The sequence below is a fragment of the Pseudomonas vanderleydeniana genome (genome assembly GCF_014268755.2).
GTDB classification, from domain to species: domain Bacteria; phylum Pseudomonadota; class Gammaproteobacteria; order Pseudomonadales; family Pseudomonadaceae; genus Aquipseudomonas; species Aquipseudomonas vanderleydeniana.
In genome coordinates this window covers 751,688-775,229 of record NZ_CP077093.1, presented here as the reverse complement: position 1 = coordinate 775,229, position 23,542 = coordinate 751,688, and the positions used below count along the sequence as shown (strand labels likewise).

Annotated in this window: 17 protein-coding genes; 3 read left to right on the top strand and 14 right to left on the bottom strand. The window is 62.1% G+C overall.

Going from position 1 to position 23,542, the window contains the following annotated elements; translation table 11 throughout:
* Positions 1-44: 44 nt before the first annotated feature.
* The gene (locus tag HU752_RS03410; protein ID WP_186683299.1) at positions 45-650 is read left to right on the top strand and encodes a serine/threonine-protein kinase; all 606 of its coding nucleotides are present in this window, start codon (positions 45-47) and stop codon (positions 648-650) included.
* Here the strand turns inward: HU752_RS03410 and HU752_RS03405 are convergent.
* The 14 genes from HU752_RS03405 to glnE form a co-directional block, all read right to left on the bottom strand.
* Positions 636-1,739, bottom strand: coding sequence for a glycosyltransferase (locus tag HU752_RS03405; protein ID WP_225920096.1), 1,104 nt, complete (start codon positions 1,737-1,739; stop codon positions 636-638). The two genes, HU752_RS03410 and HU752_RS03405, sit on opposite strands and share 15 nt — an antisense overlap.
* A 171-nt stretch (positions 1,740-1,910) precedes the next feature.
* Positions 1,911-2,867: a glycosyltransferase family protein gene (locus tag HU752_RS03400; RefSeq protein ID WP_186683297.1), complete on the bottom strand. Its 957-nt coding sequence runs from the start codon at positions 2,865-2,867 to the stop codon at positions 1,911-1,913.
* Positions 2,868-2,884: 17 nt separating this feature from the next.
* Positions 2,885-4,288 (bottom strand): PIG-L deacetylase family protein, encoded by a 1,404-nt coding sequence (locus HU752_RS03395; protein ID WP_186683296.1) that lies wholly within the window; start codon positions 4,286-4,288, stop codon positions 2,885-2,887.
* Positions 4,285-5,181 carry an antimicrobial resistance protein Mig-14 gene (locus HU752_RS03390; protein WP_186683294.1) on the bottom strand — a complete coding sequence of 299 codons (897 nt, stop codon included), beginning with the start codon at positions 5,179-5,181 and terminating at the stop codon, positions 4,285-4,287. The genes HU752_RS03395 and HU752_RS03390 overlap by 4 nt, the downstream gene beginning before the upstream one ends.
* Complete coding sequence (locus tag HU752_RS03385) at positions 5,181-6,311, bottom strand: glycosyltransferase (protein ID WP_186683292.1); 1,131 nt, start codon at positions 6,309-6,311, stop codon at positions 5,181-5,183. The genes HU752_RS03390 and HU752_RS03385 overlap by 1 nt, the downstream gene beginning before the upstream one ends.
* Positions 6,295-8,052: a carbamoyltransferase family protein gene (locus HU752_RS03380; protein WP_186683290.1), complete on the bottom strand. Its 1,758-nt coding sequence runs from the start codon at positions 8,050-8,052 to the stop codon at positions 6,295-6,297. The genes HU752_RS03385 and HU752_RS03380 overlap by 17 nt, the downstream gene beginning before the upstream one ends.
* A gap of 181 nt (positions 8,053-8,233) precedes the next feature.
* Positions 8,234-9,685 carry a lipopolysaccharide kinase InaA family protein gene (locus tag HU752_RS03375; RefSeq protein ID WP_186683288.1) on the bottom strand — a complete coding sequence of 484 codons (1,452 nt, stop codon included), beginning with the start codon at positions 9,683-9,685 and terminating at the stop codon, positions 8,234-8,236.
* Positions 9,685-10,437: a lipopolysaccharide kinase InaA family protein gene (locus HU752_RS03370; protein WP_186683286.1), complete on the bottom strand. Its 753-nt coding sequence runs from the start codon at positions 10,435-10,437 to the stop codon at positions 9,685-9,687. Before HU752_RS03370 ends, HU752_RS03375 begins: the two co-directional genes overlap by 1 nt.
* A complete protein-coding gene (locus HU752_RS03365; RefSeq protein ID WP_186683284.1) occupies positions 10,434-11,168 on the bottom strand; it encodes a lipopolysaccharide kinase InaA family protein in 735 nt (244 codons plus the stop codon). The genes HU752_RS03370 and HU752_RS03365 overlap by 4 nt, the downstream gene beginning before the upstream one ends.
* A complete protein-coding gene (gene rfaP / locus HU752_RS03360) occupies positions 11,168-11,974 on the bottom strand; it encodes a lipopolysaccharide core heptose(I) kinase RfaP (protein ID WP_186683282.1) in 807 nt (268 codons plus the stop codon). The genes HU752_RS03365 and rfaP overlap by 1 nt, the downstream gene beginning before the upstream one ends.
* Positions 11,971-13,095: a glycosyltransferase family 4 protein gene (locus tag HU752_RS03355; protein ID WP_186683280.1), complete on the bottom strand. Its 1,125-nt coding sequence runs from the start codon at positions 13,093-13,095 to the stop codon at positions 11,971-11,973. Before HU752_RS03355 ends, rfaP begins: the two co-directional genes overlap by 4 nt.
* Positions 13,095-14,156 carry a lipopolysaccharide heptosyltransferase I gene (waaC, locus tag HU752_RS03350; protein WP_186683278.1) on the bottom strand — a complete coding sequence of 354 codons (1,062 nt, stop codon included), beginning with the start codon at positions 14,154-14,156 and terminating at the stop codon, positions 13,095-13,097. The genes HU752_RS03355 and waaC overlap by 1 nt, the downstream gene beginning before the upstream one ends.
* A 1-nt stretch (position 14,157) precedes the next feature.
* A complete protein-coding gene (waaF, locus tag HU752_RS03345; RefSeq protein ID WP_186683276.1) occupies positions 14,158-15,192 on the bottom strand; it encodes a lipopolysaccharide heptosyltransferase II in 1,035 nt (344 codons plus the stop codon).
* A gap of 105 nt (positions 15,193-15,297) precedes the next feature.
* On the bottom strand, positions 15,298-18,237 hold the full coding sequence (gene glnE, locus HU752_RS03340; protein ID WP_186683274.1) for a bifunctional [glutamate--ammonia ligase]-adenylyl-L-tyrosine phosphorylase/[glutamate--ammonia-ligase] adenylyltransferase: 2,940 nt from the start codon (positions 18,235-18,237) through the stop codon (positions 15,298-15,300).
* A 383-nt stretch (positions 18,238-18,620) separates the two neighbouring features.
* On the opposite strand from glnE, the gene aceE reads away from it, so the two are divergent.
* Both aceE and aceF read left to right on the top strand, forming a co-directional pair.
* Positions 18,621-21,266 (top strand): pyruvate dehydrogenase (acetyl-transferring), homodimeric type, encoded by a 2,646-nt coding sequence (gene aceE / locus HU752_RS03335; RefSeq protein ID WP_186683272.1) that lies wholly within the window; start codon positions 18,621-18,623, stop codon positions 21,264-21,266.
* A gap of 11 nt (positions 21,267-21,277) precedes the next feature.
* The gene (gene aceF, locus HU752_RS03330) at positions 21,278-23,224 is read left to right on the top strand and encodes a dihydrolipoyllysine-residue acetyltransferase (protein WP_186683270.1); all 1,947 of its coding nucleotides are present in this window, start codon (positions 21,278-21,280) and stop codon (positions 23,222-23,224) included.
* The last annotated feature ends 318 nt before the right edge of the window (positions 23,225-23,542 follow it).

The window sequence follows — 23,542 nt, the reverse complement described above, 5'->3', positions numbered from 1 at the left end:
ATTATTGCCCGCCACACGGCAAGCAACCCCAAAAGGTTTCAACGATGCAATGCTCCCGACTTTCGAACGCCGCTTTGAATTCACTGATCGACGGCGCGAAAATTCTTGAGGCCGACAGCTTCGGTGCGAAAGTCTACCTGTTGCAAGACGAAAAAATACTTAAACTGTTCCGACGCAAACGCTTTTTTTCGTCCGCATTGCTGCGCCCGTACTCCAAGCGCTTCATCGACAATGCACAGCGCCTTTCCGGGCTGGGAATCCCTACGCTGTCGGTTATGGAGTTCTACTCACTGGAAGCGCCCGGCATGACCGCCGTGCTGTATCAACCGCTCCCCGGACAAACACTGCGACAGATCGCACAGGAGCCAGGCTTCAGCTGGCCACAGATGCTACCAGCACTGATAGACCTGATCCGCAACCTGCATGAATCGGGCATCTACTTTCGCTCTCTGCACCTGGGCAATGTCGTCAGGACCCCCGAGGGAAAACTGGGGCTCATCGATGTCGCCGACATGCGATTTTTCAAGACGCCGCTACCCCAGCGCCTGATCAAACGCAACCTGCAACACTTTGCTCGTTATCTCGGGCGCGAACAGCTCAATGACGACTTCCCGCTCCAGAGCCTCGAGCAGGCGCTACTTTCCCGTTGACAGCAAGGCACGTACACCCTGGCGAAATTGCCGCCAGGAACCTTGTGGGTCAAGCACAACACTCTGCTCGTTGGCGACCTGAAGACCAGATTGCCCGATTGCCTTCGACATGGCCTCTGCCCAGGCGCTCGGATCATCGACGGACACATAGCGGGCGGCATCGCCCAACTGCTCGCGAAAAACCTCCAGGTCACTGAGCAACACCGGAACCCTGGCCAGCACCGCCTCCTGCACAATCAAACCCAGCCCTTCGGCGCGTGATGGAACCACCAGCCAGTCGAAAGCCTTGAAAAGACGGGCGGCATCGTCGATATGGCCAGGCAAGCATACCCTGTCACCCAGACCAAACTGTGCTATTCGGGCTTCAAGCGAGGTGCGCTCCGCTCCTTCACCAATGATCCACAACCTTGCCTCAGGGTATCTGACACTCAAGCGGGAAAAGGCTTCCAACAGACAACCAAAGCCCTTGTCGGCCACCAATCGACCGACCGCACCAAATACCGGCCCGACATCGGAGGGAACTCCCAATATCTCTCGCGCCTGCTCACGAGTGACCGCTGCGGCAAGAAAGGCTTCAGGCTCCAGTGCGGTACGCAACGTCATCGCCGGAGCCTGCAGATTCGTTTGCAGACTGACAGCCAGCGTTCGAGAGACAGCCGCCAGCTGCAATTGAGAAGCAGGAAACCGAGCGAACAGCGCATGATCCGCACGCCTGAAGCGAGTCTGCCCATGAAACAGCACAACCGCTCGAATCTCGGGCAACTTTCTAATGACAGGCAACAAGAAGCGTGCAGCACCGATACCATCGAGCAGAACTACATGCGCATTGCTCTTCTGGAGGGCACGGAGGAAACGACCCTGAAGCCAAGGTCTCATCAAACGTGCCAGACCCCGCCCCTTCAGCGCAGCTGACGACAGTTGCCATTCACGGCATGGTCCAAATACGCTCGAATCCGGAATGCCTTCACCCTGCAACAACCAGGTCTCGACAGGGCTGCCAGGATCGAGCTGGGAGAGTACCTGTTGATGCACTTTATGTACGGAAACATAGGCTGCACCACCAGACCACATCACATTGATAATGCTCAACGGACCGCCCCGCTGCTCTCGAACACGAACATCATGCCATCAGGTCCTGATTCAATGACAACAAAAGAGTCCCGATAGCCACCTTATCCGCTTGCAACGGTACCAAGGTACCTCGCGATGGCGCTCAAGAGAGTTACTCGAAAGCTTGACATGAACGACATCAAATCGCCATCAAATACCTATCCGCAAACGAAGACGTTCAAGCCAGCTCAACGGAGGGTGACTGCGTAACGCTGGCTGCATGACCTCGACAACACGTTGACCAATCCGGGAAAAGCCATAATGGGCAACCGCCAGGTCGCGCCCATTGCGCGCAATGCGAGCAACCAGGCCAGGATCAGCGCGCAACAGGGCCAGCTTTTCCTGCAACTGGGGGATCGTCTGGTAGAAAACCACGTTGTGCATATCCACCAACCCAAGGGCACGGTTCTCCGCCTCACCCTGGTCATAGGCCAGCAGCACGCACCCACAGGCAAGAGCCTCGAAGTTCTTGATCATGTATTCGCCCATGCCGACATCAGCACTAACGAAAAATCGAATACGATTAAGCGTGTCGCGATACTCGTCACCCGATTTGGTTCGCGTGACCAACAACGGTTCGACCTGCGCCAACTCATCCAGCAGGGCCTTGCGCCCGCTGTAGGCAACGCTGTTGGTACTCCCAACGAACGCCAACTCGATATCCCGTTCACACCCCTGGTCGGCCAGCAGGCCCTGATCGTATCCCTTGGGCACAAATACCGCATCAAAACCTTCTTCACGCAGGCGCTCACTGACCATGAACCCGGAACTGATGACTCGCGCCCATGGTAGTTGCCGATAGTGCCTGCTGAACTTCCCCGTGTACTTGCAGGGGATGTAATTCTGGTAGGCATCGTGTTCCAGGATCACCAGGTTGGGAATGGTACGAATGAAGCCGACCTGCCGGATCTCCTGCTTGAAACGCAGGAAAAACACAATGCGATCATAACGTGACACATCGACGTGTCGACGGAAGTAGCCCCGCAGGTTACGCTGCTCCCCACTGGTGAGCCAACGCAGATCACATTCGCAGCTGGCCGCGATTCCCTCGTAGAACCGGTCCAGAATGGCCCGTTGCTCTTTCTGAACCAGAAACAGAACTTTCATGTCCTTCCTTGCCACCATCACAGGCGCCAGAACAGCTCGTGCCTGCGCACGGCCTTGCGGAAAAATTCATTCTCGCCATAGGGCGATGGATTGCGCAGCGCCAATAGGCGCTGCAGTAAACGTCGAACTCGACGCTTGAACGGCGCACGCGGCTGGAGATCATGCATCATGCCCAGCGCCATGGCCTTGTCACGCTGCTGCTCCAGCGACAACGGCAGGCAGTAGGGCTGCATCACCTGTGCAGTATCGAAGACCGGCGGCAAGGCGACTCCGGCACCGGAATCACCCATGGGCCAACGATCATTGTCATGCAGGTGGTTGGCATACCCCAGCAGCGTTGTCGGCTGCCACTCCAACCCCTGCAAGGCTTCCATCACCGCCGCCTGGGCGCAGATATGGTCCGGATGCGGATCGAGAGAGGGGTGCGGCAGGACAATAACTTGTGGCCGGGCACGGTTCAGCAGTTCGCGCAGATCAGCCAGCAGGTTGTTCCAACTGGGCGCACCATCCTGATCACCAGGCAGGGCAAATGAATTGAACTGGCGGAACAGGCGAATATCGTCCAGCCCGGCCTCACGGGACGCCACCGGTTGGTCCGGCGCGGCCTGCATGGCCGGCAATTGCAGACAGAAATAGCCAAGCTGGACGCAGCGCTCCTGCGGCACACCGGCCCAGCGTGGCACCGCAATACTGTCCCAGGCGCGCAGGCGCCCCTTGAGACGCGCCGCTTCAGCACGGGGCAATCCCATTGCCTGGTAATGCTCGGCCTCGATTTCGCCGGCGGTCAGGGTAACGATCCAGGCTTCGTCGGCCTGACTGTACAAACCATAGGCCGCCAACTCGGCATCGTCGGCATGGGGAGCGATCACCATCACACGCTGTCGGCGCAGATCCGGCTGACGGAAGACCCACAGCACGGGCTCACCGAGCAAACGGCAAAAACGCCCGCGTAAACACAGTGAACCCGCGGACAGCGCCGGAGCAAAGCCGCCCAGATTGAGATAGCGCAAGCCGCTGACACCACGCTCGAAGGTCTGGCGATCGGAGGCATCGGCACCTCGGATCTCGACTGCCGGATCAACGAAGCGGCCCAGCCAACGACTCTTGAGCCTGATTGCCAGAATCAGGGTCTCGTCGCCGACCAGCGCAGGAGCGGCATCCAGCTTCAATAACCCACCGTCCAGGCGGCCAGCCAGCTGCTCACTCCCCTCGGGGAAGGCATATTGATAGTCGTCACCCGGAGAGTAGAACAGGTGATCGGCAAACCAAGCCTCATGAGCAACCCAAGCCGCCACCGCGAGGATCAGGGGTAACCACCAGGCCACCAGCACGCCGACCGCGACCAGCAGCACCAGGCCAATTAGCAGCACCAATCGCTTGTTACGGCGATGACGCTTGAGCAACTGCTGCTTGCGGCTCATACCTTGAACACCGGCACGGGGTTGCACCAACGATCCTTGTACTCACGGTCGGCACGCCCGAACGAAAAACGCAACGACTTGCCCCGCGCCCGGGCGTCTTCCCAGGCGCTCTGGGTGTTGAGGAAACTCAGTACACTACCAGGGCTGAAGGCCCGGGTCTCGGGATCGACACCGCCATTGACGTACTCGACGCTGATCCACTCGGGAGACTCGACCCGGTAGATCAACTGCACGGCGATCGGCGCATCATTGAGAAAGATCACCGAACCGATCAACAGGTCGCGCAGCAGCTCGACGACCTCGGCCATGCGCTCCGCCCCCGTCGCAGTGAAGCCCCAGCGCCGCTGGAACAGGTCGCAGTAGATAGCTGCCAATTCGACACTGGAGAACTCGTTGACCGGACGCACCACACCGCCCGCCTCTTCAAGCAGGCGCAACTCGCGGCGCTGGTTGTAGCGAAACTTCTTCGACAGATCTTCCGGTGTACGCGCCATCGCCAGTTGCTCGACCTGCGCCTGCAGGCCGCTGAAGCGGTCGGCGTTCAACTCGGACAAGTAACGACCACGGTGACGAAGAGGCGCCTTAGCCCCCGCCGCTGCCGGCAGGATCAGCTCGGCGTTGCCTAGATCGAACAGCCCCTTCTTGCCCTGGCGCTTGAGCACGTCCTTGGACAGCGCCAGATCACGCCCCCAGGTCGGAATTGCTGCCTGCAGTTCGCCACCCTGCTCGAAAGCCAGATAGCGCACCGGAATCCCGGCCAGGCCGGCCAGGCGATCGACTACCAATGGGTGCGTCGCGACGCTGCCACCAAAACGCTGCCAGGCCTCGCTGTAGGTTGCGGCATCCACCACCGACCAGCCTCGCTCGCGCCAACCCTGGAATAGGTTGAGCATCAGGCCTCCGCTGTCAGGTCGGTGACTTGTGGCAAGTGCCAGAAAGCCTCACGGACCGCCTGGTCAGAGAACCGTTCGTGCACTCGCGCCAGCATCCGTTCGGCACAAGCCTGGCGCTGTTCGTCATCCAGTGCAGCCAGGTGCTGCAGCCCTTGGGCCAAGTGCTGGGCATCGCCGAAGGGGAAAAGAACACCAACCCCTTCGACCACTTCCCGGGCACCGCCACAGGCGGTAGCCAGCAACGGTACACCGGCCACCATGGCCTCCAGCAGGACCATGCCGAACGGCTCGTGATCGGAGCTCAGCGCAAATACGTCGAAAGCCCGGAAATAGCGGCGCGCCTCCGGTACCTGACCAAGGAACAGCACGCGCTCGGCAATCCCGAGCTCGCCGGCCAGCGCCTTGAGTTCCTGTTCCAGGCGTCCGGTACCGAGTATCACCAGCCGGCTCTTGGCCGGTAGGCGCTCCAAGGCCTGGGCGAACCCGCGGATCAATGTCGCCTGGTCCTTGTCCGGGTGCAACCGGCCGACATTGCCGACGATCCAGCTATCCGCCGGCAAGCCGAGGGCTTCGCGTGCCTGCGCAGCCGGAAGCTGCGAGGCTTGCAACGCCTCGACATCGATACGGTTGTAGAGCGTGCGAACCCGCTCGGCCGGCCATTTCGGCAGGCACTGGCGCATATCATCGCGTACGGCATCGGAGACACCGAGCAGGCTCAGACGCTTGCGAAACAGATGGGCAAACAGTTTGCGACTGCTCCGCGCATAGTCACCGAACGCATGGTGCACCCCGATGACCGGCAACGCGGTGGCGAGCAAGGCGATATAGATCGGCTTGAAACGATGGGCGATACAGAAGCTGAAGTTGCGCGAGGCGGCGATCTTGCGCAGATCGCCGATAGCACCGAGTTTGAGGCCACGGATAGCCTTCGAGCTGTACTCCATGAACAGCACTTCGTCCGAAGCACAGCCCGCCGCAACCTCGGCATCAGCGGCCCCGGTGAGAAACACCGTGGTCACCCGATAGCCGGTACCGCTAAACAGGCTGGCGTACTGGCGGGCACAATCGAGGAAAGGCCCGTCATACCCGTGGCAGAATTGCAGCACATGGCGCTCAACCGAGCGTGTCATAAGCATCCGCGCCGTCTTTGACCACCAGGATGTCTTCCATGATCAGGTACTGCAGGTCGGAACCGAAGAACATGTTCAGGGCATCGGTCGGCGAGCAGATCATCGGCTCGCCACGACGGTTCAGCGAAGTATTCAGCGACACACCGTTGCCGGTCAGGACTTCCAAAGCCTTCATCATGTCGTAGTAGCGCGGGTTGTACTCGCGCTTGAGCACCTGGGCACGGGAGGTACCGTCTTCGTGGACGACTTCCGGCACGCGGGTCTTCCACTCCTCGGCCACTTCGAAGGTGAAGGTCATGAACGGTGCCGGATGATCGATCTTGATCATCTGCGGCGCGACGGTGTCGAGCATCGACGGGCAGAAAGGCCTCCAGCGCTCGCGGAACTTGATCTGGTGGTTGATCCGATCCGCCACGCCGGCGACGCTCGGGCAGCCGATGATCGAGCGACCGCCCAAGGCACGTGGACCGAACTCCATGCGTCCCTGGAACCAGGCCACCGGGTTGCCGTCGACCATAATCTTGGCGATCTGCTCCGGCATGTTGTCCAGCTTGCGCCATTTCGGCGCATTCGGATGACGGGCACAGGCCGCGATCACGTCCTCGTTGCTGTAGGACGGGCCGAGGTAGACGTGCTCCATCTTCTCCACCGGCACGCCACGGGCGTGGGAGACATAGGCCGCCGCACCGACCGCGGTACCGGCGTCGCCGGAAGCGGGCTGGACGAACAGTTCCTTGAGGTCATCGCGGGCGATGATCTTCTGGTTCAGCTTGACGTTCAGCGCACAGCCGCCCGCGAAGGCCAGCTTGCCGGTTTCCTTGAGGATGTCGCCCAGGTAGTGGTCGATCATCTGCAGGGCCAGTTTCTCGAACAGCGCCTGCATGCTGGCGGCGTAATGGATGTACGGCTCGTCGGCGATGTCGCCTTCGCGCTTGGGACCCAGCCACTCGATCAGCTTCGGCGAAAAGTAGAAGCCCTTGCCCTTTTCCTTGTAGCGACGCAGGCCGATGACGTTGGCGTACTCGGTGTTGATCACCAGTTCGCCATTCTCGAAAGAAGCCAGGCGCGAAAAATCGTACTTGCTGGCATCGCCGTAGGGAGCCATGCCCATGACCTTGAACTCGCCATCGAGCATTTCGAAGCCGAGGAACTCGGTGATCGCGCCATACAGGCCACCCAGGGAATCCGGATCGAAGAACTCCTTGATCTTGTGGATCTTGCCGTTTTCACCGTAGCCGAAGAAGGTGGTGGCGTACTCACCCTTGCCGTCGATCCCGAGGATCGCGGTCTTCTCCTTGAAACCGGAGCAATGATAGGCACTGGAGGCGTGGGCCAGGTGGTGCTCGACCGGCTCGATCTTGATCTTCTTCGGATCGAAGCCCAACTGCTCCAGGCACCAGACGATCTTCTTGCGATAGCGCTTGTAGCGACGGTTGCCCATCAGGATCGCATCGAGCGCACGGTCCGGGGCATACCAGTAACGCTTGGCGTAGTGCCAGCGAGCCTTGCCGAACAGGCTGATCGGCGCGAACGGAATCGCCACCACATCGACGTCGGACGGCTTGATGCCAGCCTGTTCCAGGCAGAATTTCGCCGATTCGTAGGGCATGCGGTTCTTTGCATGTTTATCGCGTACGAAGCGCTCTTCCTCGGCGGCCGCAATCAGCTTGCCGTCGATGTACAAGGCTGCGGAAGGATCATGGCTAAGGGCGCCGGACAGGCCAAGAATCGTCAATGCCACAGGGGTCTAGCCTCTATTAAGTCTGCATGCAGGCGGCGATGCGCCTTGAAAAAATGTGTCCTCGCAGAGGGCGAGAAACAGCTAAAGGGCGGGATTATAGCGTAAAAGCGGCTACAAGCCTCTAGCGGCAAGTCGTGAGCGACCGATCGCCGCGGCACGAGGGCCTGCGGCGATCACCGGATCAATCGACCGACTCGATTGCCTTGGGCAACCGCCCATCGATGACCCGGTACAAGGCGCTGCTGTCGGACCAGTTACGCATGAACCGTGCTCGATCGCGAGCGTAGGCCGGGGCAAAGCTGCTGTTCGAATGATGCTGGCGCACCGCATCCAGATCGATCAGCGTCCAGCGCCCCTCATGCCAGAACAGGTTGTGCCCCTTGAAGTCACCGTGACTGATGCGCTCGCGAATCAGATCGGCAAACAGCTGATCCAAGGCCTGCAACTCGACCTCGGGTACGGCACCGCTTTCGACATGGGGTGCAAAACGCTCGATGATATCCGGCCCCGGCAGATATTCGGTGACCAGATAGGCCTGGCGACGCAGCCAGAGGAAGCGTTTCTCCAGCACGGCCAGCGGCCTGGGCGTGGCAATGCCAAGAAACGCCAGGCGATTGCCCTCGCGCCACGAATGCCAGGCGCGGCTCGGGCGCCAGAAACGCTTGAGCCAGTGGGCGAAGCCCTTGATGTTGTAGCGCTTGAGCAACAACGGTCGACCACTCACCTCGACTCGGCCGACGCTGGCAGCACCACCGGTCTTGTACAGATGCCCCTGGTCGAGCAGGACGTCAGCCCGGGACAACACCGGCAACATGGTTGCCTCTTCCTCGCGACGAATGGCGCGCAAGGCGAACGGCCCACGCTGAACGCTGAACAGGGTGCACTCACGACCGATCTTGCTGATGAAGTCCTTCAGGCGCCAGCCACGAATCCTCTCCACCTGCTTGAGCAATGCCTCCAGCGGCAAGGCATGCTCGGCATTGCTCAACAGGTAATGCACCAGCAACTCCTCGATGAACGGCTCGAAGTGCCGGGGCAACTGGGCGAAGAACACCCCGAGATTTTCCAGCACCTTCTGCCGGGACAGCGGCTTGCCCGCCTCCTCGACACGGATCCCGGCGCCGTCGATCAGATGCAGCCTGCCGCCATGACGCAACAGGTTGTCCAGATGCAGATCCTCCTGCCACAACCCCTTGCCATGCATCTGCGCAATCGCGCCCAGGGCTTCGCCCAACACCGCCTGCTGTTCGTCCGCCAGGACTGGAAGCATCTCTACCCGCTCCCAGGCATCGGCCAGGCTCTCGGCGCCTTCCAGGAACTCGAACAGCAGCCAGCCACCCTCGCCTTCCTGCAGACCATCAGCCAGCAACAACGGCGTAACCAATCCCTGCTCGGCGAGCAGGCGCACACCCTGCAACTCACGCTGGAAATGCCGGGCCGCCTTGCCACCGACCAGCAACTTGGCCAACACCGTGCGACCACGCCAGACCCCGGCACCGACATAACGCTGCCCGGGCAGAACCCGCAGCAAGCTGAGCAATTGCAACTGCCCGGGACCGGCAGCATCCGCCAGCTCGATGCTCAAGGGCAGAACCGGCGTCCGCCCGGCAGACTTCAACTCGGACAAGCGCATCAACGGCCCCCCTTCTTGCTGCTGCGCGCGCCCAGGCGCTGGAGCCAGGCATCCACCAGCGAACTATCCTGCGACTGGTCAAGATAGGCCGCCAACAGCACGCGGACATCATCCTCGCTCCAGACCGGCGCCCGACGCAGCAACGGCTCGAGATCCTTGACCCGATCACGCTGACCGAACAGCAACGGCCGAGTCTTTTCCAGGTCGATCAGTTGCGCCTGATAGGTACCCGCCACTGCCTGCAGAAAGATATGCTTGGGATAGAAGCAGCCATGGACCTGCCGCAACCCGTGCAGCCGCCGAGCCAGCAGGCCACAGCAGCGCAGGATTGCCTGGCGTTGCGCCTGAGCCAGTTGCGGCCATTGCTCCAGCAACGAATCCAGGTCGTTCCAGCCATCCAGCGCCCGGGTCAACAGGACGGCCCGGCGCTCGCCCTTCACCACGCGCTCACCAAAGAATACAGCTTGCAGGGCCGGAATACCCAGGCGCTGGTAACGGCTGATATTGCGGAACTCGCGAGCGAAGGTCGGCTCCCCCAACGGACTGTGCAGGGTGCGTGTCAGGTAGTTGCTCTGGCGCTTGAGGTAATAGCCCTGGCCCTCCAGCTCCAAGCGATACACGCTGCTCCAACCACCACCACTGGTGTTGGGCTCGTCCACCGCCTCCAGCTCCTTGTTCCATAGCGCATCGAAATTGCCGAGCCCGTTACGCTCCAGCAATGGGCGGTCGACAGCCGCCAGGAAGTCGCTCATTCCCGTCCCTCGAAGAATCTCAACACATGCCGAATGCGCTTCTTGTCTGCCGCATTCAGCCGACTACGTTGGCAGTACTGCAGGTAAAACCGCAGCCGCTGGGTGAACGACAAGTGATACTTGGCCACCTTGTCCAGGCAGGCCAGGTCCTTGGTGATCCGGTAGCGCAGCCAGAAACCGCGCCAGAACTCGCCATTGGGGCAATCGATCAGGAACAGCCTGGCCTGGTCATCGACCAGCAGATTGCGCCACTTCAGGTCGTTATGGGTAAAGCGCTGGTCATGCATGATCCGCGTGTAGCGGGCCAACTGCCGGCTGATGCCATCAACCCAGGCGCGGTCACGCAACAATGGATCATTGCGGCTGGCCAGGGCCGAAAGGTCCTCGGTGCGGGGCAGTTCACGGGTGATCATCGCCCCACGGTGATAGGCCGCGCCACGGCGCTCCAGCCCCCAGGCGACAACCTCGGCGGTCGGGATGCCCCACTTGGCGAAACGCTTGAGATTCTGCCATTCGGAACGGACCCGGGGCCGGCCAAAGTACTGCCGCAACCCCTTGCCCGCACCGGAGTAGCGCTTGACGTAATAATTCACGCCATCACGGTTGACCCGAATGACCTCGGACAGCGGATCGCGGGTCAGATGCTCGCCGTCAAGGGCGAATACCGCCTCCAGACTGCCGAAGTCATCCGCCAGCGCTGCGTATTCGGGCTCCAGTTTCCAACCCGACATCAGAGCGCATCCCCGTAGCGCTGCTTGCGCTCGTAGAGCTTGCCCGACTTGCGCTCCAGCCAGGCCAGCAACGACGCTTCGTCACGCAGGATCTGGCGCAGCGGCTGGCGGAAATAGTCCCGCAGGAAACGCAGCTTGTCGCGTTGCGTCAGGCCGATATCCAGCACCGAGAAATACAACCCGGCCAGGTCCTTGTTACGCCAGCGTCTCGGAACGCTCGGGCGAACCTGCGCACGATGCAGGTCAATGACCGAAAGCTTGAGGTCATCGGCAGTCACCGGCTTGTCGGTGTGCAGCAGGAAATGGGCGATATAGCAGTCACGATGATTGAGCCCGGCGCGGTGCATGCCACCGGTCATGCGCGCGACCTCGGCGATCAGCGCACGCTTGAGCCGCGGCTCTGGCGGCTGCTCGGGCCATTGCAGGGTAAAATCCTCGAGGCTGATGGTGGGCGCCAGCTCCTCGGTCACGATGAACGAATCCTGGCCAGCCGGATTGCCGCCGCGCTCGCCATAGGCAACAGCGGTCATCGTCGGGACCCCGGCCTTGTGCAGGCACTGGATCGCCTGCCATTCCTGCCCCGCACCCAGCACGGGCCTCTTCGCGGTCAGGAGGTTCTTGAAGATCTCGCGCCAACCGATGCCATGGTGGATTTTCACGAAATAACCACGCCCGGCGACTTCCGTACGCAACGTCCGACGAGCCTCCAGCTCACGGTAAACCTTGCCCTGCAAGCGCTCGACCTCGGCGAACGCATCGCGTCCAGCCCAGAGGCTCTTGAAGGGCTCGGCAAGGATCAACTTCATCGGTGCTGCTCCGCCAGAATCACATCCGCAGCGTGCTGCGGCATGCTATAGAGGTCGGCCGTCTCGGCGAAGGCCAGACCGTTGCGGCTCCATGCCATGCGTGCCGCCCCATCGGACAGCATCCGGTTCAGGTATTGATTGAGCTGGTTCTGCTCGAAAGGCTCGTCCAGCACCAGGCCACCATCGGCCTCGGCAATATAGTGGGCATAACCGCAGACCGCGCTGACCAGCACCGGCAACCCGGACACCAGCGCTTCGAGCAGCACGGTACCGGTGTTCTCGTTGTAGGCCGGATGAATCAGCAGGTCTGCCCCCAGCAGGAAACGCGGGATGTCGCTGCGCCCCTTGAGAAACTGCACATGCTCGCCCAGGCCCAGCGCCGCACTCTGCACCTGGAATACCTTGGGGTCGTCCTGGCCGATGACAAATAGCCGGGTGCGTTTTTTCAGCTCCGCCGGCAATGCCGCCAGGGCCTTCAGACTGCGATCGACGCCCTTGGTCTTGAACCCGGAACCGATCTGCACGAGCAGATAGTCGTCGTCCGCCAGCTTGAATTCACGCCGGAACTCGGCACGGATCTGCGCAGCGTTGGCGGGTGCCCGCCGATCCTGGGCGATCCCCGGCGGCAGCAGGTGGAAGCGCTCCAGCGGCGTGTCGTAGTGCTTGATGAACAGCGGCTGCTGGACTTCGGAAATCATCAGGATCTCGGTGTTCGCCTCCCGGGCGAACACCGCTCGCTCGTACTCGGCGAAGTGCTTGTAGCGGCCCCAGAAACGGTACAGCGAGTGACGCAGGTTCTGCGCCTTGTCCTCGAAGCAGCCGTCAGCGGCATAGTAAACGTCAAGGCCGGGCATCTTGTTGAAGCCGATCAGCCGATCGACCGGGCGCTTGGCCAGGTCGGCCTCCATCCAGGCGCTGAGCTTCTCGTTGCGCCGATGGTTGGAGAATGCCTTGATCGGCACCACCAGCACTTCGAAGCCTGGCGGGATATCGCCTTCCCAGATCAACGTGTAGACGCGAATCTGGTGACCACGCTTCTGGCACTCCAGCGCGATACGCATGAAGTCGCGCTGCAGCCCACCAAAAGGAAAATATTTGTACAGGACAAAAGCCAGTTGCATCAGTGCCGCTCCTCGGCCAGTAACAACGCGGTCAGCCGGCTGGCAACACGTTCGGGGTTGAGCCGCGTGAAGCACAACGGCAACTCGCGCTTGAGATCGAAGCGCTTCTGGTCTTCGGCGGTCGGCACATAGGTGCACTTCTTTTGCAGGCAAGGCGCGCAGGGGAAGTTGCTCGCCAGGTGAATCTGCGACTTGCCATAGGCGCCGGTCAGCCCGGGATTGGTCGGGCCGAACAGCGACAGCGTCGGCACATCCAGGGCCGCGGCCAGGTGCCCGAGGCCGGTATCCACGGCGACACAGGCACTGGCACCGGCGAGCACCTTGGCCACTCCGGCCAGGTTGAGCTTGGGCAACACCACGGCATTTCTCAGGCCACGGGCGATACGCTCGGCGCGAGCCTTCTCGTCCGGATTGCCCCAGGGCAGGCGCACCTCGATTCCCAGGTGCCCCATGCGCTCGGCCAGTTCCCGCCAATAGGCTTCCGGCCAGTGCTTGGTATCCCAGGTGGTGCCATGCAGAAACAGCACGAACGGATTGCGACGTGGCAACTCCACCAGCCGATCGACATCCAGCCCGTAATCGCCCAGCCCGCTGGGCAGGTCGTAGCCAAGGGCCACCGCAAACAGCTGGCGCACCCGCTCGACCGCATGCTGGCCACGGGCAACCGCCAGGCGCCGGGAATAGAAACGGCTCGCCAACGGCTCACGGGCCGACTGCTTGTCCAGCCCGGCAACCGGGGCCTTGACATAACGGGTCAGGAACGCGCTTTTCACCAGTCCCTGGGCATCGATCACCAGGTCGTATTTCGCCGCCCGCACACTCTGCTTGAAGCGCTTCCATTCGCCGCTCCTGAAGGTCTGCCAAAGGTTCTTGCGCCAGCGACGGATCGCCACCGGAATCACCTTGTCGACCGCCGGATGCCAGCTCGGAATTTCGGCGAAGCCTTCCTCGACCACCCAGTCGAAGCGGATACCGGGAATCGCCCGGGCTGCATCGGTCAGCGCCGGCAGGGCATGAATCACATCCCCCAGGGAGGACGTCTTGACCAGCAATACTCGCAAGTTACTGAACCTCGACCGGAACACCCTGCAAACGCTGCAGGGCTTCATTCACCGGCGCAGGCAACAACTGGCGCAGGCAGTTGTAGTGACCGAAACGACAGGTACGCTCGAAGCACGGGCTGCATTCCAGCCCCAGGCGGACGATTTCCACCTGGTCCGCCAACGGCGGCGTGAAGCCTGGCGAAGTCGAGCCGTAGACCGCCACCAGTGGACGATTCAACGCGGCGGCCACGTGCATCAGGCCGGAGTCATTGGACACCACCGAGTCGGCACAGGACAGCAGGTCGATCGCCTCGGCCAGCGAGGTCTCGCCACTGAGATTCACCGCTTCTTCGCGCAACCCGGGAATCAGTCGCTGACGAATGTCTTCGCCAACCGCGTGGTCATTTTTCGAACCGAACAGCCAGACCTGCCAGCCTTCGCGGATCTTCGCCTCGGCGACTTTCGCGTAATGCTCCGACGGCCAGCGCTTGGATTCACCGAATTCGGCGCCAGGGCACAGGGCCAGCACGGGTCGGTCGAGCGTCAGTTCGAACTTGCCCAGGGCTGCCTCGCGGCTGGCCGGGTCGATCTGCAGGCGCGGGCGCGGATAAGGCTGCGGCAATTCGGCACCCGGCTCGTAGGCCAGGGCCATGAACCGCTCGATCATCAGCGGATAGCGTGGCTTGTCCAGCTTGCGCACGTCATTGAGCAGGCCGTAGCGGAATTCGCCGCGCCAGCCGGTACGTTTCGCGATCCCGGCAAAAAACGGCACCAGCGCCGACTTCAACGAGTTGGGCAGGAGAATGGCCTGGTCGTACTGACCTACCAGGGACTTGCCGATCTTGCGCCGGGTGGCCAGGTCCAGCACGCCGTGGCCGAGCGGAAAGCTCAAGGCCGCACGAACTTCAGGCATGCGCTCGAGGATCGGGCGGCTCCATTCGGGAGCCAGCACATCGATCTCGCACTGCGGGTGGCGTTGCTTCAGGCACTGGAACAGTGTCTGAGCCATCACCATGTCACCGACCCAGCTGGGCCCAACGATGAGAATTTTCATAAATATTCCGGAAACGATCAGGGAGGCCTGTAGCCTCCCCGGTCTTTGCCCATGGCCGTCCCGGGCCCTGTACGAAACCGCCTGTTCGATTGTGTCCGACAGGCCCTAGCTTAGTCCCAGTTCAGCCCAGATCCGCATTACATCGCGCCGCTCGACCGTGAACTGGTCACCGCCGATGACGCCGGCCTCCTTCTGCAGGGCCTGGCGATGGGCGGCGGAACGGTAGGCCTTGTAGGCCTCGCGCAGCAGGCCGGCATCGGCCGCGGGGATCAACCCGGCCTGCTCCAGCCCCTCTAGAATGCGGATGTTATCCGTGTAACGCAGTAATGCCGGGTGCTCTTTCGACCAGGCCAAAGTCGCGTATTGCACCATAAATTCGATATCGACGATACCTCCGGCATCCTGCTTGAGGTCGAACGGCGCCGTCGCGTCGAAAGCGTTGGCCGCCGTGCCGGCCGCGGTCGCCTTGCTGCCGAGGTTGTCGCGCATCTTGGCGCGCATCTCGCTGACCTCCTGGCGCAGGGTCGACAGGTCCCGCTCGCGCCCCAACACCGCAGCGCGGACTTTCTCGAACGCCGCCCCGACATCCTGGCAGCCCACCAGCACCCGGGCGCGAATCAGGGCCTGGTGTTCCCAGGTCCAGGCCTCGTTCTGCTGATAACGTTCGAACGCGCCAAGGGAACTGACCAGCAGGCCGGAAGCGCCGGACGGACGCAGGCGCATGTCGACCTCATAAAGCTGCCCGGAGTTGGTCTGGGTGGTCAGCAGGTGAATGATCCGCTGCCCCAGGCGCGTGAAGAACTGCGCGGTATCGATCGGCTTGGCGCCATCGGTCTCTGCGTTCGGGTCGCCATCGTGGATGAACACCAGGTCCAGGTCCGACCCATGCCCCAGCTCGATCCCGCCGACCTTGCCATAGCCGACAATGATGAAGCCTGGATCGCACAGGGTGCCATCGGCCCGCTGCGGCGAACCGTATTTGCTCACGGTCTGGCGCCAGGCCAGGGCCAGCACCTGCTCCAGAATCGCCTCCGCCAGCCAGGTCAGGTAGTCGCTGACCTTCATCAGCGGCAGGCTACCGGAGATTTCCGAAGCGGCGACCCGCAGCCGGTGCGCCAACTTGAAGTGACGCAGGGCCTCCATCTGCTGCTCCAGGTCATCCTCGGGAATCCGTGTCAGGCGCTCACGCAGCTCAGCCGCCAGCTCCGGCGCCAGCGGCGGCTTGAACAGCCGGCCTTCGTTGAGCAGCTCGTCGAGCAGCATCGGGAAGCGGGTGATCTGCTCGGCAATCCAGGGGCTGGCAGCACATAGCGTCAGCAGCTGGCGCAGCGCTCCCGGGTTTTCCGTGAGCAGTACCAGGTAGGCGGAGCGCCGGGCGACCGCCTCGACCAGTGGCAACACCCGCTCCAGCACCAGGTCCGGATTGGCGTGTTCGACCGCCTGGGCCAACAACCGCGGAATAAAGGCATCGAGGCGTTCGCGACCCAGGCGCTGCATGGCCCGCAACTGCGGGCTGGCACGCAGCGACGCGAGCTGCTTCAGCGCCTTGGGCGCATCGCGGAAACCGGCATCCGCCAACTGGCGGCTGGCGGCCTCCTCGTCCTGGGCCTCCTCCCACAAGGGCAGCCATTCACCCCCTACGGAGACCTGGCAGGCTTCGTCCTCGTCCTCGTCCGGATCGGCGATGACCTGGCGGAAGTGCCAGTCGATCCGCCCGCGCCAGTGCATCAGTTGTTCATGGAACGCGGCCCAGCTGTCGAAACCGAGCATGAAGGCGATGCGCGCCTGGTCCTTCTCGTCATCGGGCAGCATCTGGGTCTGGCGATCGGCAATCGCCTGGATCGCATGCTCGGTATAACGCAGGAATTCATAGCCGGTGCGCAATTCGGCGACCACCGCCGACGGCAGGTAGCCCTGCCCCTCGAGGGTACCCAGGACTTTCAGCAGCGGCCGCTGCTGCAGGCTCAGGTCACGTCCGCCATGAATCAGCTGGAACGCCTGGGCAATGAACTCGACCTCGCGAATGCCACCGGAGCCCAGCTTGATGTTATCGGCCATGCCCTTGCGCCGGACTTCCTGCTGGATCAGCTGCTTCATGGTGCGCAGCGCTTCGATCGCGGAAAAGTCCAGGTAGCGCCGGTAGACGAACGGACGGAGCATATCCAGCAGGTGCGCACCGGCCGCCTGGTCACCGGCCACCACGCGTGCCTTGATCATCGCGTAGCGCTCCCAGTCCCGACCCTGGTCCTGGTAGTACTGCTCAAGGGCGTTGAAGCTCAGCACCAGTGCCCCGGCCGAACCATAGGGGCGCAGTCGCATGTCGACCCGGAAGACGAAACCGTCGACAGTGATCGGGTCCAGCGCCTTGATCAATCGCTGCCCCAGGCGAATGAAGAACTCCTGGTTGTCCAGCGGACGCTTCACCCCGACGGTCTCGCCGCCTTCCGGGTAGGCGAAGATCAGGTCGATGTCGGAAGACAGGTTCAGTTCCACGGCACCGAGCTTGCCCATGCCGAGGATGACCATCTGTTGTGGCTCGCCACTGCGCCGACCGGTCGGCGTGCCGAACTGCTGGCAATGGCGCAGGTACAACCATTGATAGGCCTGGTCGATACAGGCATCGGCCATGTCCGAAAGGTCACGACAGGTCTGTACCAGGTCGGCCTGGCGCGTCAGGTCGCGCCAGATGATCCGCACCTGCTGGCGATTGCGCTGGCGGCGCAGTACCCGCGCCAGTTCGTCCTCGCTGTCGGCCTGCTGCACCGCCGCGGCGATCTGCCCGCACAGCTCACCCGGTGCGAAGACCCGGTCCAGGTCGCCGAACTGCACCAGTTCCAGCAACATCAAAGGGTCACGTACCGCCTGTTCAATAAAGAAGTCACTGGCGGCGCTGACCCGGGCAAAATCCGCCCAGCGTTCGGCCGACCACGAGGCCAGGCCGTGATCATCATCCAGCGCGGCGACGGCGGCGCGCAAAGACTGCTCGGCCCGGCTGACAAAAGGCTGGAGAATGGCCGGCAAAACGGCCAGTGCAGGTAGGCTCATGGTCTATCCTTGATCGGCGAACAAGCAGCCGCGAACAGTGAGGGCGAGAAACCTGTCGCGCAAAGGAGTGTCGAACAAAAGTTGGAAATAGCTGATAATCGGTTTTTTTTGGCAGCCAACATCAAGCGATCACCTGGCAAGGTTTATTTTCAACCAACAATATCGATTATTCTCACAATGCAACAGGAAGTTTTCGCACGTTGATCTGTAGTTTTACTACTCGTCTATACATTCGAAAGGCTGAAATGGCCGACGATTTGTAGTAAAACTACAGGACCCCGGAACAACCTCCGGATCATCCAAGAATTTATGTCGTCTGCCCACAAGGCCAGTCGCAAACTCAGGCAACCGATTCTGGAAGCCTTTCCGCCCTGGAGCAAGCCATGCAAGACCTCGATCCCGTCGAAACCCAGGAATGGCTGGACGCCCTGGAATCGGTTCTCGACAAAGAAGGCGAAGACCGTGCTCACTACCTGATGACCCGTATGGGCGAACTCGCGACCCGCAGCGGCTCGCAACTGCCCTACGCCATCACCACGCCGTACCGCAACACGATTCCCGTCACCCACGAAGCACGCATGCCTGGCGACCTGTTCATGGAACGCCGCATTCGCTCGCTGGTACGTTGGAACGCGTTGGCCATGGTCATGCGCACGAACCTGAAAGATTCTGACCTGGGCGGTCACATCTCCAGCTTCGCCTCCAGTGCAACCCTGTACGACATCGGCTTCAACTACTTCTTCCAGGCCCCGACCGACGAACACGGCGGCGACCTGATCTACTTCCAGGGCCACGCCTCGCCAGGCGTCTACGCTCGTGCCTTCATGGAAGGCCGCATCAGCGAAGACCAGATGAACAACTTCCGCCAGGAAGTCGATGGCAACGGCCTGTCGTCCTACCCGCACCCATGGCTGATGCCTGACTTCTGGCAGTTCCCGACCGTATCCATGGGTCTGGGCCCGATCCAGGCGATCTACCAGGCACGCTTCATGAAGTACCTGGAGGCCCGCGGCTTCATCCAGCCAGGCAAGCAGAAAGTCTGGTGCTTCATGGGCGACGGCGAGTGCGACGAGCCGGAATCCCTGGGCGCAATCGCCCTGGCCGGCCGCGAGAAGCTGGACAACCTGATCTTCGTCATCAACTGCAACCTGCAGCGCCTCGACGGCCCGGTTCGCGGCAACGGCAAGATCATCCAGGAACTCGAAGGCGTGTTCCGTGGCGCCCAGTGGAACGTCAACAAGGTCATCTGGGGCCGCTTCTGGGACCCACTGCTGGCCAAGGACACCGACGGTATCCTGCAGCGACGCATGGACGAAGTCATCGACGGCGAATACCAGAACTACAAGGCCAAGGACGGCGCGTTCGTCCGCGAGCACTTCTTCAACTCGCCTGAACTCAAGGCGATGGTTGCCGACCTGTCCGACGACGAGATCTGGAAACTCAACCGTGGTGGCCACGACCCCTACAAGGTCTATGCAGCCTACCACCAGGCGGTCAACCACAAGGAACAGCCTACCGTCATCCTGGCCAAGACCATCAAGGGTTACGGCACCGGTGCGGGCGAAGCGAAAAACACCGCCCACAACACCAAGAAGGTCGACGTCGACAGCCTGCGTTCGTTCCGCGATCGTTTCGACATCCCGGTCAAGGACGAGGAGCTGGAACACCTGCCATTCTTCAAGCCGGAAGAAGGCAGCGCCGAAGCCCGCTACCTGAGCGAGCGTCGTGCCGCCCTGGGTGGTTTCGTGCCACAGCGTCGCGCCAAGAGCTTCAGCGTTCCGACTCCGCCACTGGATACCCTCAAGGCCATCCTGGACGGCTCGGGCGACCGTGAAATCTCCACCACCATGGCCTTCGTGCGGATCCTCGCGCAACTGGTCAAGGACAAGGAAATCGGTTCGCGCATCGTGCCGATCATCCCGGACGAAGCCCGTACCTTCGGTATGGAAGGCATGTTCCGCCAACTGGGCATCTACTCGTCCGTCGGCCAGCTCTACGAGCCAGTCGACAAGGACCAGGTGATGTTCTATCGCGAGGACAAGAAGGGCCAGATCCTCGAGGAAGGCATCAACGAAGCGGGCGCCATGAGCTCCTTCATCGCCGCCGGTACTTCGTACTCCAGCCACAACCAGCCGATGCTGCCGTTCTACATCTTCTACTCGATGTTCGGCTTCCAGCGTATCGGCGACCTGGCCTGGGCGGCCGGCGACAGCCGTACCCGTGGTTTCCTGATCGGCGGTACCGCCGGCCGGACCACCCTGAACGGCGAAGGCCTGCAGCACGAAGACGGTCACAGCCACATGCTGGCCGGCACCATCCCGAACTGCCGCACCTATGATCCGACCTACGGCTACGAGCTGGCGGTGATCATCCAGGACGGCATGAAGAAGATGACCGAAGAGCAGCAGGACGTCTTCTACTACATCACCGTGATGAACGAGTCCTACCAGCAGCCAGCCATTCCGGCCGGTGTCGAGGAAGGCATCATCAAGGGCATGTACCTGCTCGAGGAAGACACCAAGGAAGCCGCTCACCACGTGCAACTGATGGGCTCCGGCACCATCCTGCGCGAAGTGCGTGAAGCGGCGAAGATCCTGCGCGAGCAGTTCAACATCGGCGCCGACGTCTGGAGCGTGACCAGCTTCAACGAACTGCGTCGCGACGGCCTGGCCGTGGAGCGCAGCAACCGCCTGCACCCAGGCCAGAAGCCGAAGCAGAGCTACGTCGAGGAGTGCCTGGCCGGTCGCAAGGGCCCGGTGATCGCCTCCACCGACTACATGAAGCTGTTTGCTGAACAGATCCGCCAGTGGGTCCCATCCAAGGAGTTCAAGGTCCTGGGTACCGACGGTTTCGGCCGCAGTGACAGCCGCAAGAAGCTGCGTCACTTCTTCGAAGTCGACCGTCATTTCGTGGTGTTGGCAGCCCTGGAAGCCTTGGCTGACCGTGGCGACATCGAACCTAAGGTGGTGGCCGAGGCCATCGCCAAGTTCGGTATCGATCCGGAAAAACGCAACCCACTGGACTGCTGAGGAGACCCCCTGTGAGCGAACTCATTCGCGTACCTGACATCGGCAGCGGTGAAGGTGAAGTAATCGAACTGTTTGTGAAGGTCGGCGACCGTATCGAAGCCGACCAGAGCATCCTGACCCTGGAATCGGACAAGGCGAGCATGGAAGTGCCCGCGCCGAAGACCGGCGTCATCAAGAGCCTGAAAGTGAAGCTGGGCGATCGCCTGAAAGAAGGCGACGAGCTGCTGGAACTGGAAGTCGAGGGCGCCGCCGCTGCGGCCCCTGCGGCGGCCCCGGCTCCTGCCGCCGCCGCACCGGCTCCAGCCCCGGCACCGGCGGCCGCTCCAAGCGCCGCCCCGGCTGCCGCCTCGGCGCAGCAGGTGCATGTGCCGGACATCGGTTCGTCGGGCAAGGCCCAGATCATCGAGATCTCGGTCAAGGTCGGCGACACCATCGAGGCTGATCAGTCGCTGATCACTCTCGAGTCCGACAAGGCCAGCATGGAAATCCCTTCGCCGGCTGCCGGCGTGGTGGAAAGCATCAACGTCAAGCTGAACGACGAAGTCGGTACCGGCGACCTGATCCTGGTCCTGAAAGTCGCTGGCGCTGCGCCGGCTGCCGCCCCAGCTCCAGCCCAGGCCGCCGCTCCGGCTGCTGCTCCAGCACCGGCAGCGGCCCCGGCCGCTCCGGTCGCCGACAGCGTGCAGGACATCCACGTGCCGGACATCGGCTCGTCGGGCAAGGCCAAGATCATCGAAGTCTCGGTCAAGGCCGGTGACACCGTCGAAGTCGACCAGTCGCTGATCACCCTGGAATCCGACAAGGCCAGCATGGAGATTCCATCGCCAGCCGCCGGCGTGGTGGAAAGCGTTTCCATCAAGCTGGACGACGAAGTCGGTACCGGTGACCTGATCCTGAAACTCAAGGTCAAGGGTGCTGCACCTGCCGCCGCTCCAGCCCCGGCTGCCGCACCTGCCGCCCCGGCCCAGGCTGCTGCTCCTGCCGCTGCCGCTCCGGCACCTGTCGCGGCACCGGCTGCTGCACCTGCAGCGGCTGGCGCCAAGGTCCACGCTGGCCCGGCCGTACGCCAACTGGCCCGTGAATTCGGTGTCGACCTGGGCGCGGTCAGCCCAAGCGGCCCGCACGGTCGTATCCTCAAGGAAGACGTGCAGGTCTACGTCAAGGCCATGATGCAGAAGGCCAAGGAAGCGCCGGCTGCCGCCGCCGGTGCAACCGGTGGTGCGGGCATCCCGCCAATCCCGGCCGTGGACTTCAGCCGCTTCGGCGAAATCGAAGAAGTGCCGATGACCCGCCTGATGCAGGCGGGCGCCGCCAACCTGCACCGCAGCTGGCTGAACGTGCCGCACGTCACCCAATTCGACTCGGCGGATATCACCGAGCTGGAAGCGTTCCGTGTCGCCCAGAAGGCCGTGGCCGAGAAGGCTGGCGTCAAGCTGACCATCCTGCCGCTGCTGCTCAAGAGCTGCGCGCACCTGCTCAAGGAACTGCCGGACTTCAACAGTTCGCTGGCCCCGAGCGGCAAGGCTGTCATCCGCAAGAAGTACGTGCACATCGGCTTCGCCGTCGACACCCCGGATGGCCTGCTGGTCCCGGTGATCAAGAACGTCGACCAGAAGAGCCTGCTGCAACTCGCCGCCGAAGCGGCTTCCCTGGCTGAAAAGGCCCGGACCAAGAAGCTCTCCGCCGACGACATGCAGGGCGCCTGCTTCACCATCTCCAGCCTCGGCCACATTGGCGGCACCGGCTTCACGCCGATCGTCAACGCGCCGGAAGTGGCGATCCTCGGTGTTTCCAAGGCAACCATCCAGCCAGTCTGGGATGGCAAGGCCTTCCAGCCGAAGCTGATGCTGCCTCTGTCGCTGTCCTACGATCACCGCGTGATCAACGGTGCCGCGGCAGCGCGTTTCACCAAGCGCCTGAGCGACCTGCTGGCGGATATCCGCACCATCCTGCTGTAACCGGCCTCCCGGCCTCCCGTGTCGGGGAGGCCGGATCTGCCGTAGCGTTTTCCGAGCGCCACGCTCGTACCTCAACCCCGCCCGATGGCGGGGCTTTTTTTTGCGCGCTGCCAGGCACGCGCAGAAGCGCGTTCTAGAGCGGTAATTGCGCCCTGCCTCGCCTTCACGATTGAAGATTTCCCAGCCTCGGCCGATACATTGAAGGCACAGAGCCACTGTTCTGCTTGTCAGCCCGATCCGCTTAATGCAACCTTGCCCAATTCGCCAGGAAAAAGGCCTCTTCCCTGTGCGTGATCAGTACTCTTGAAGCGAGCTCTC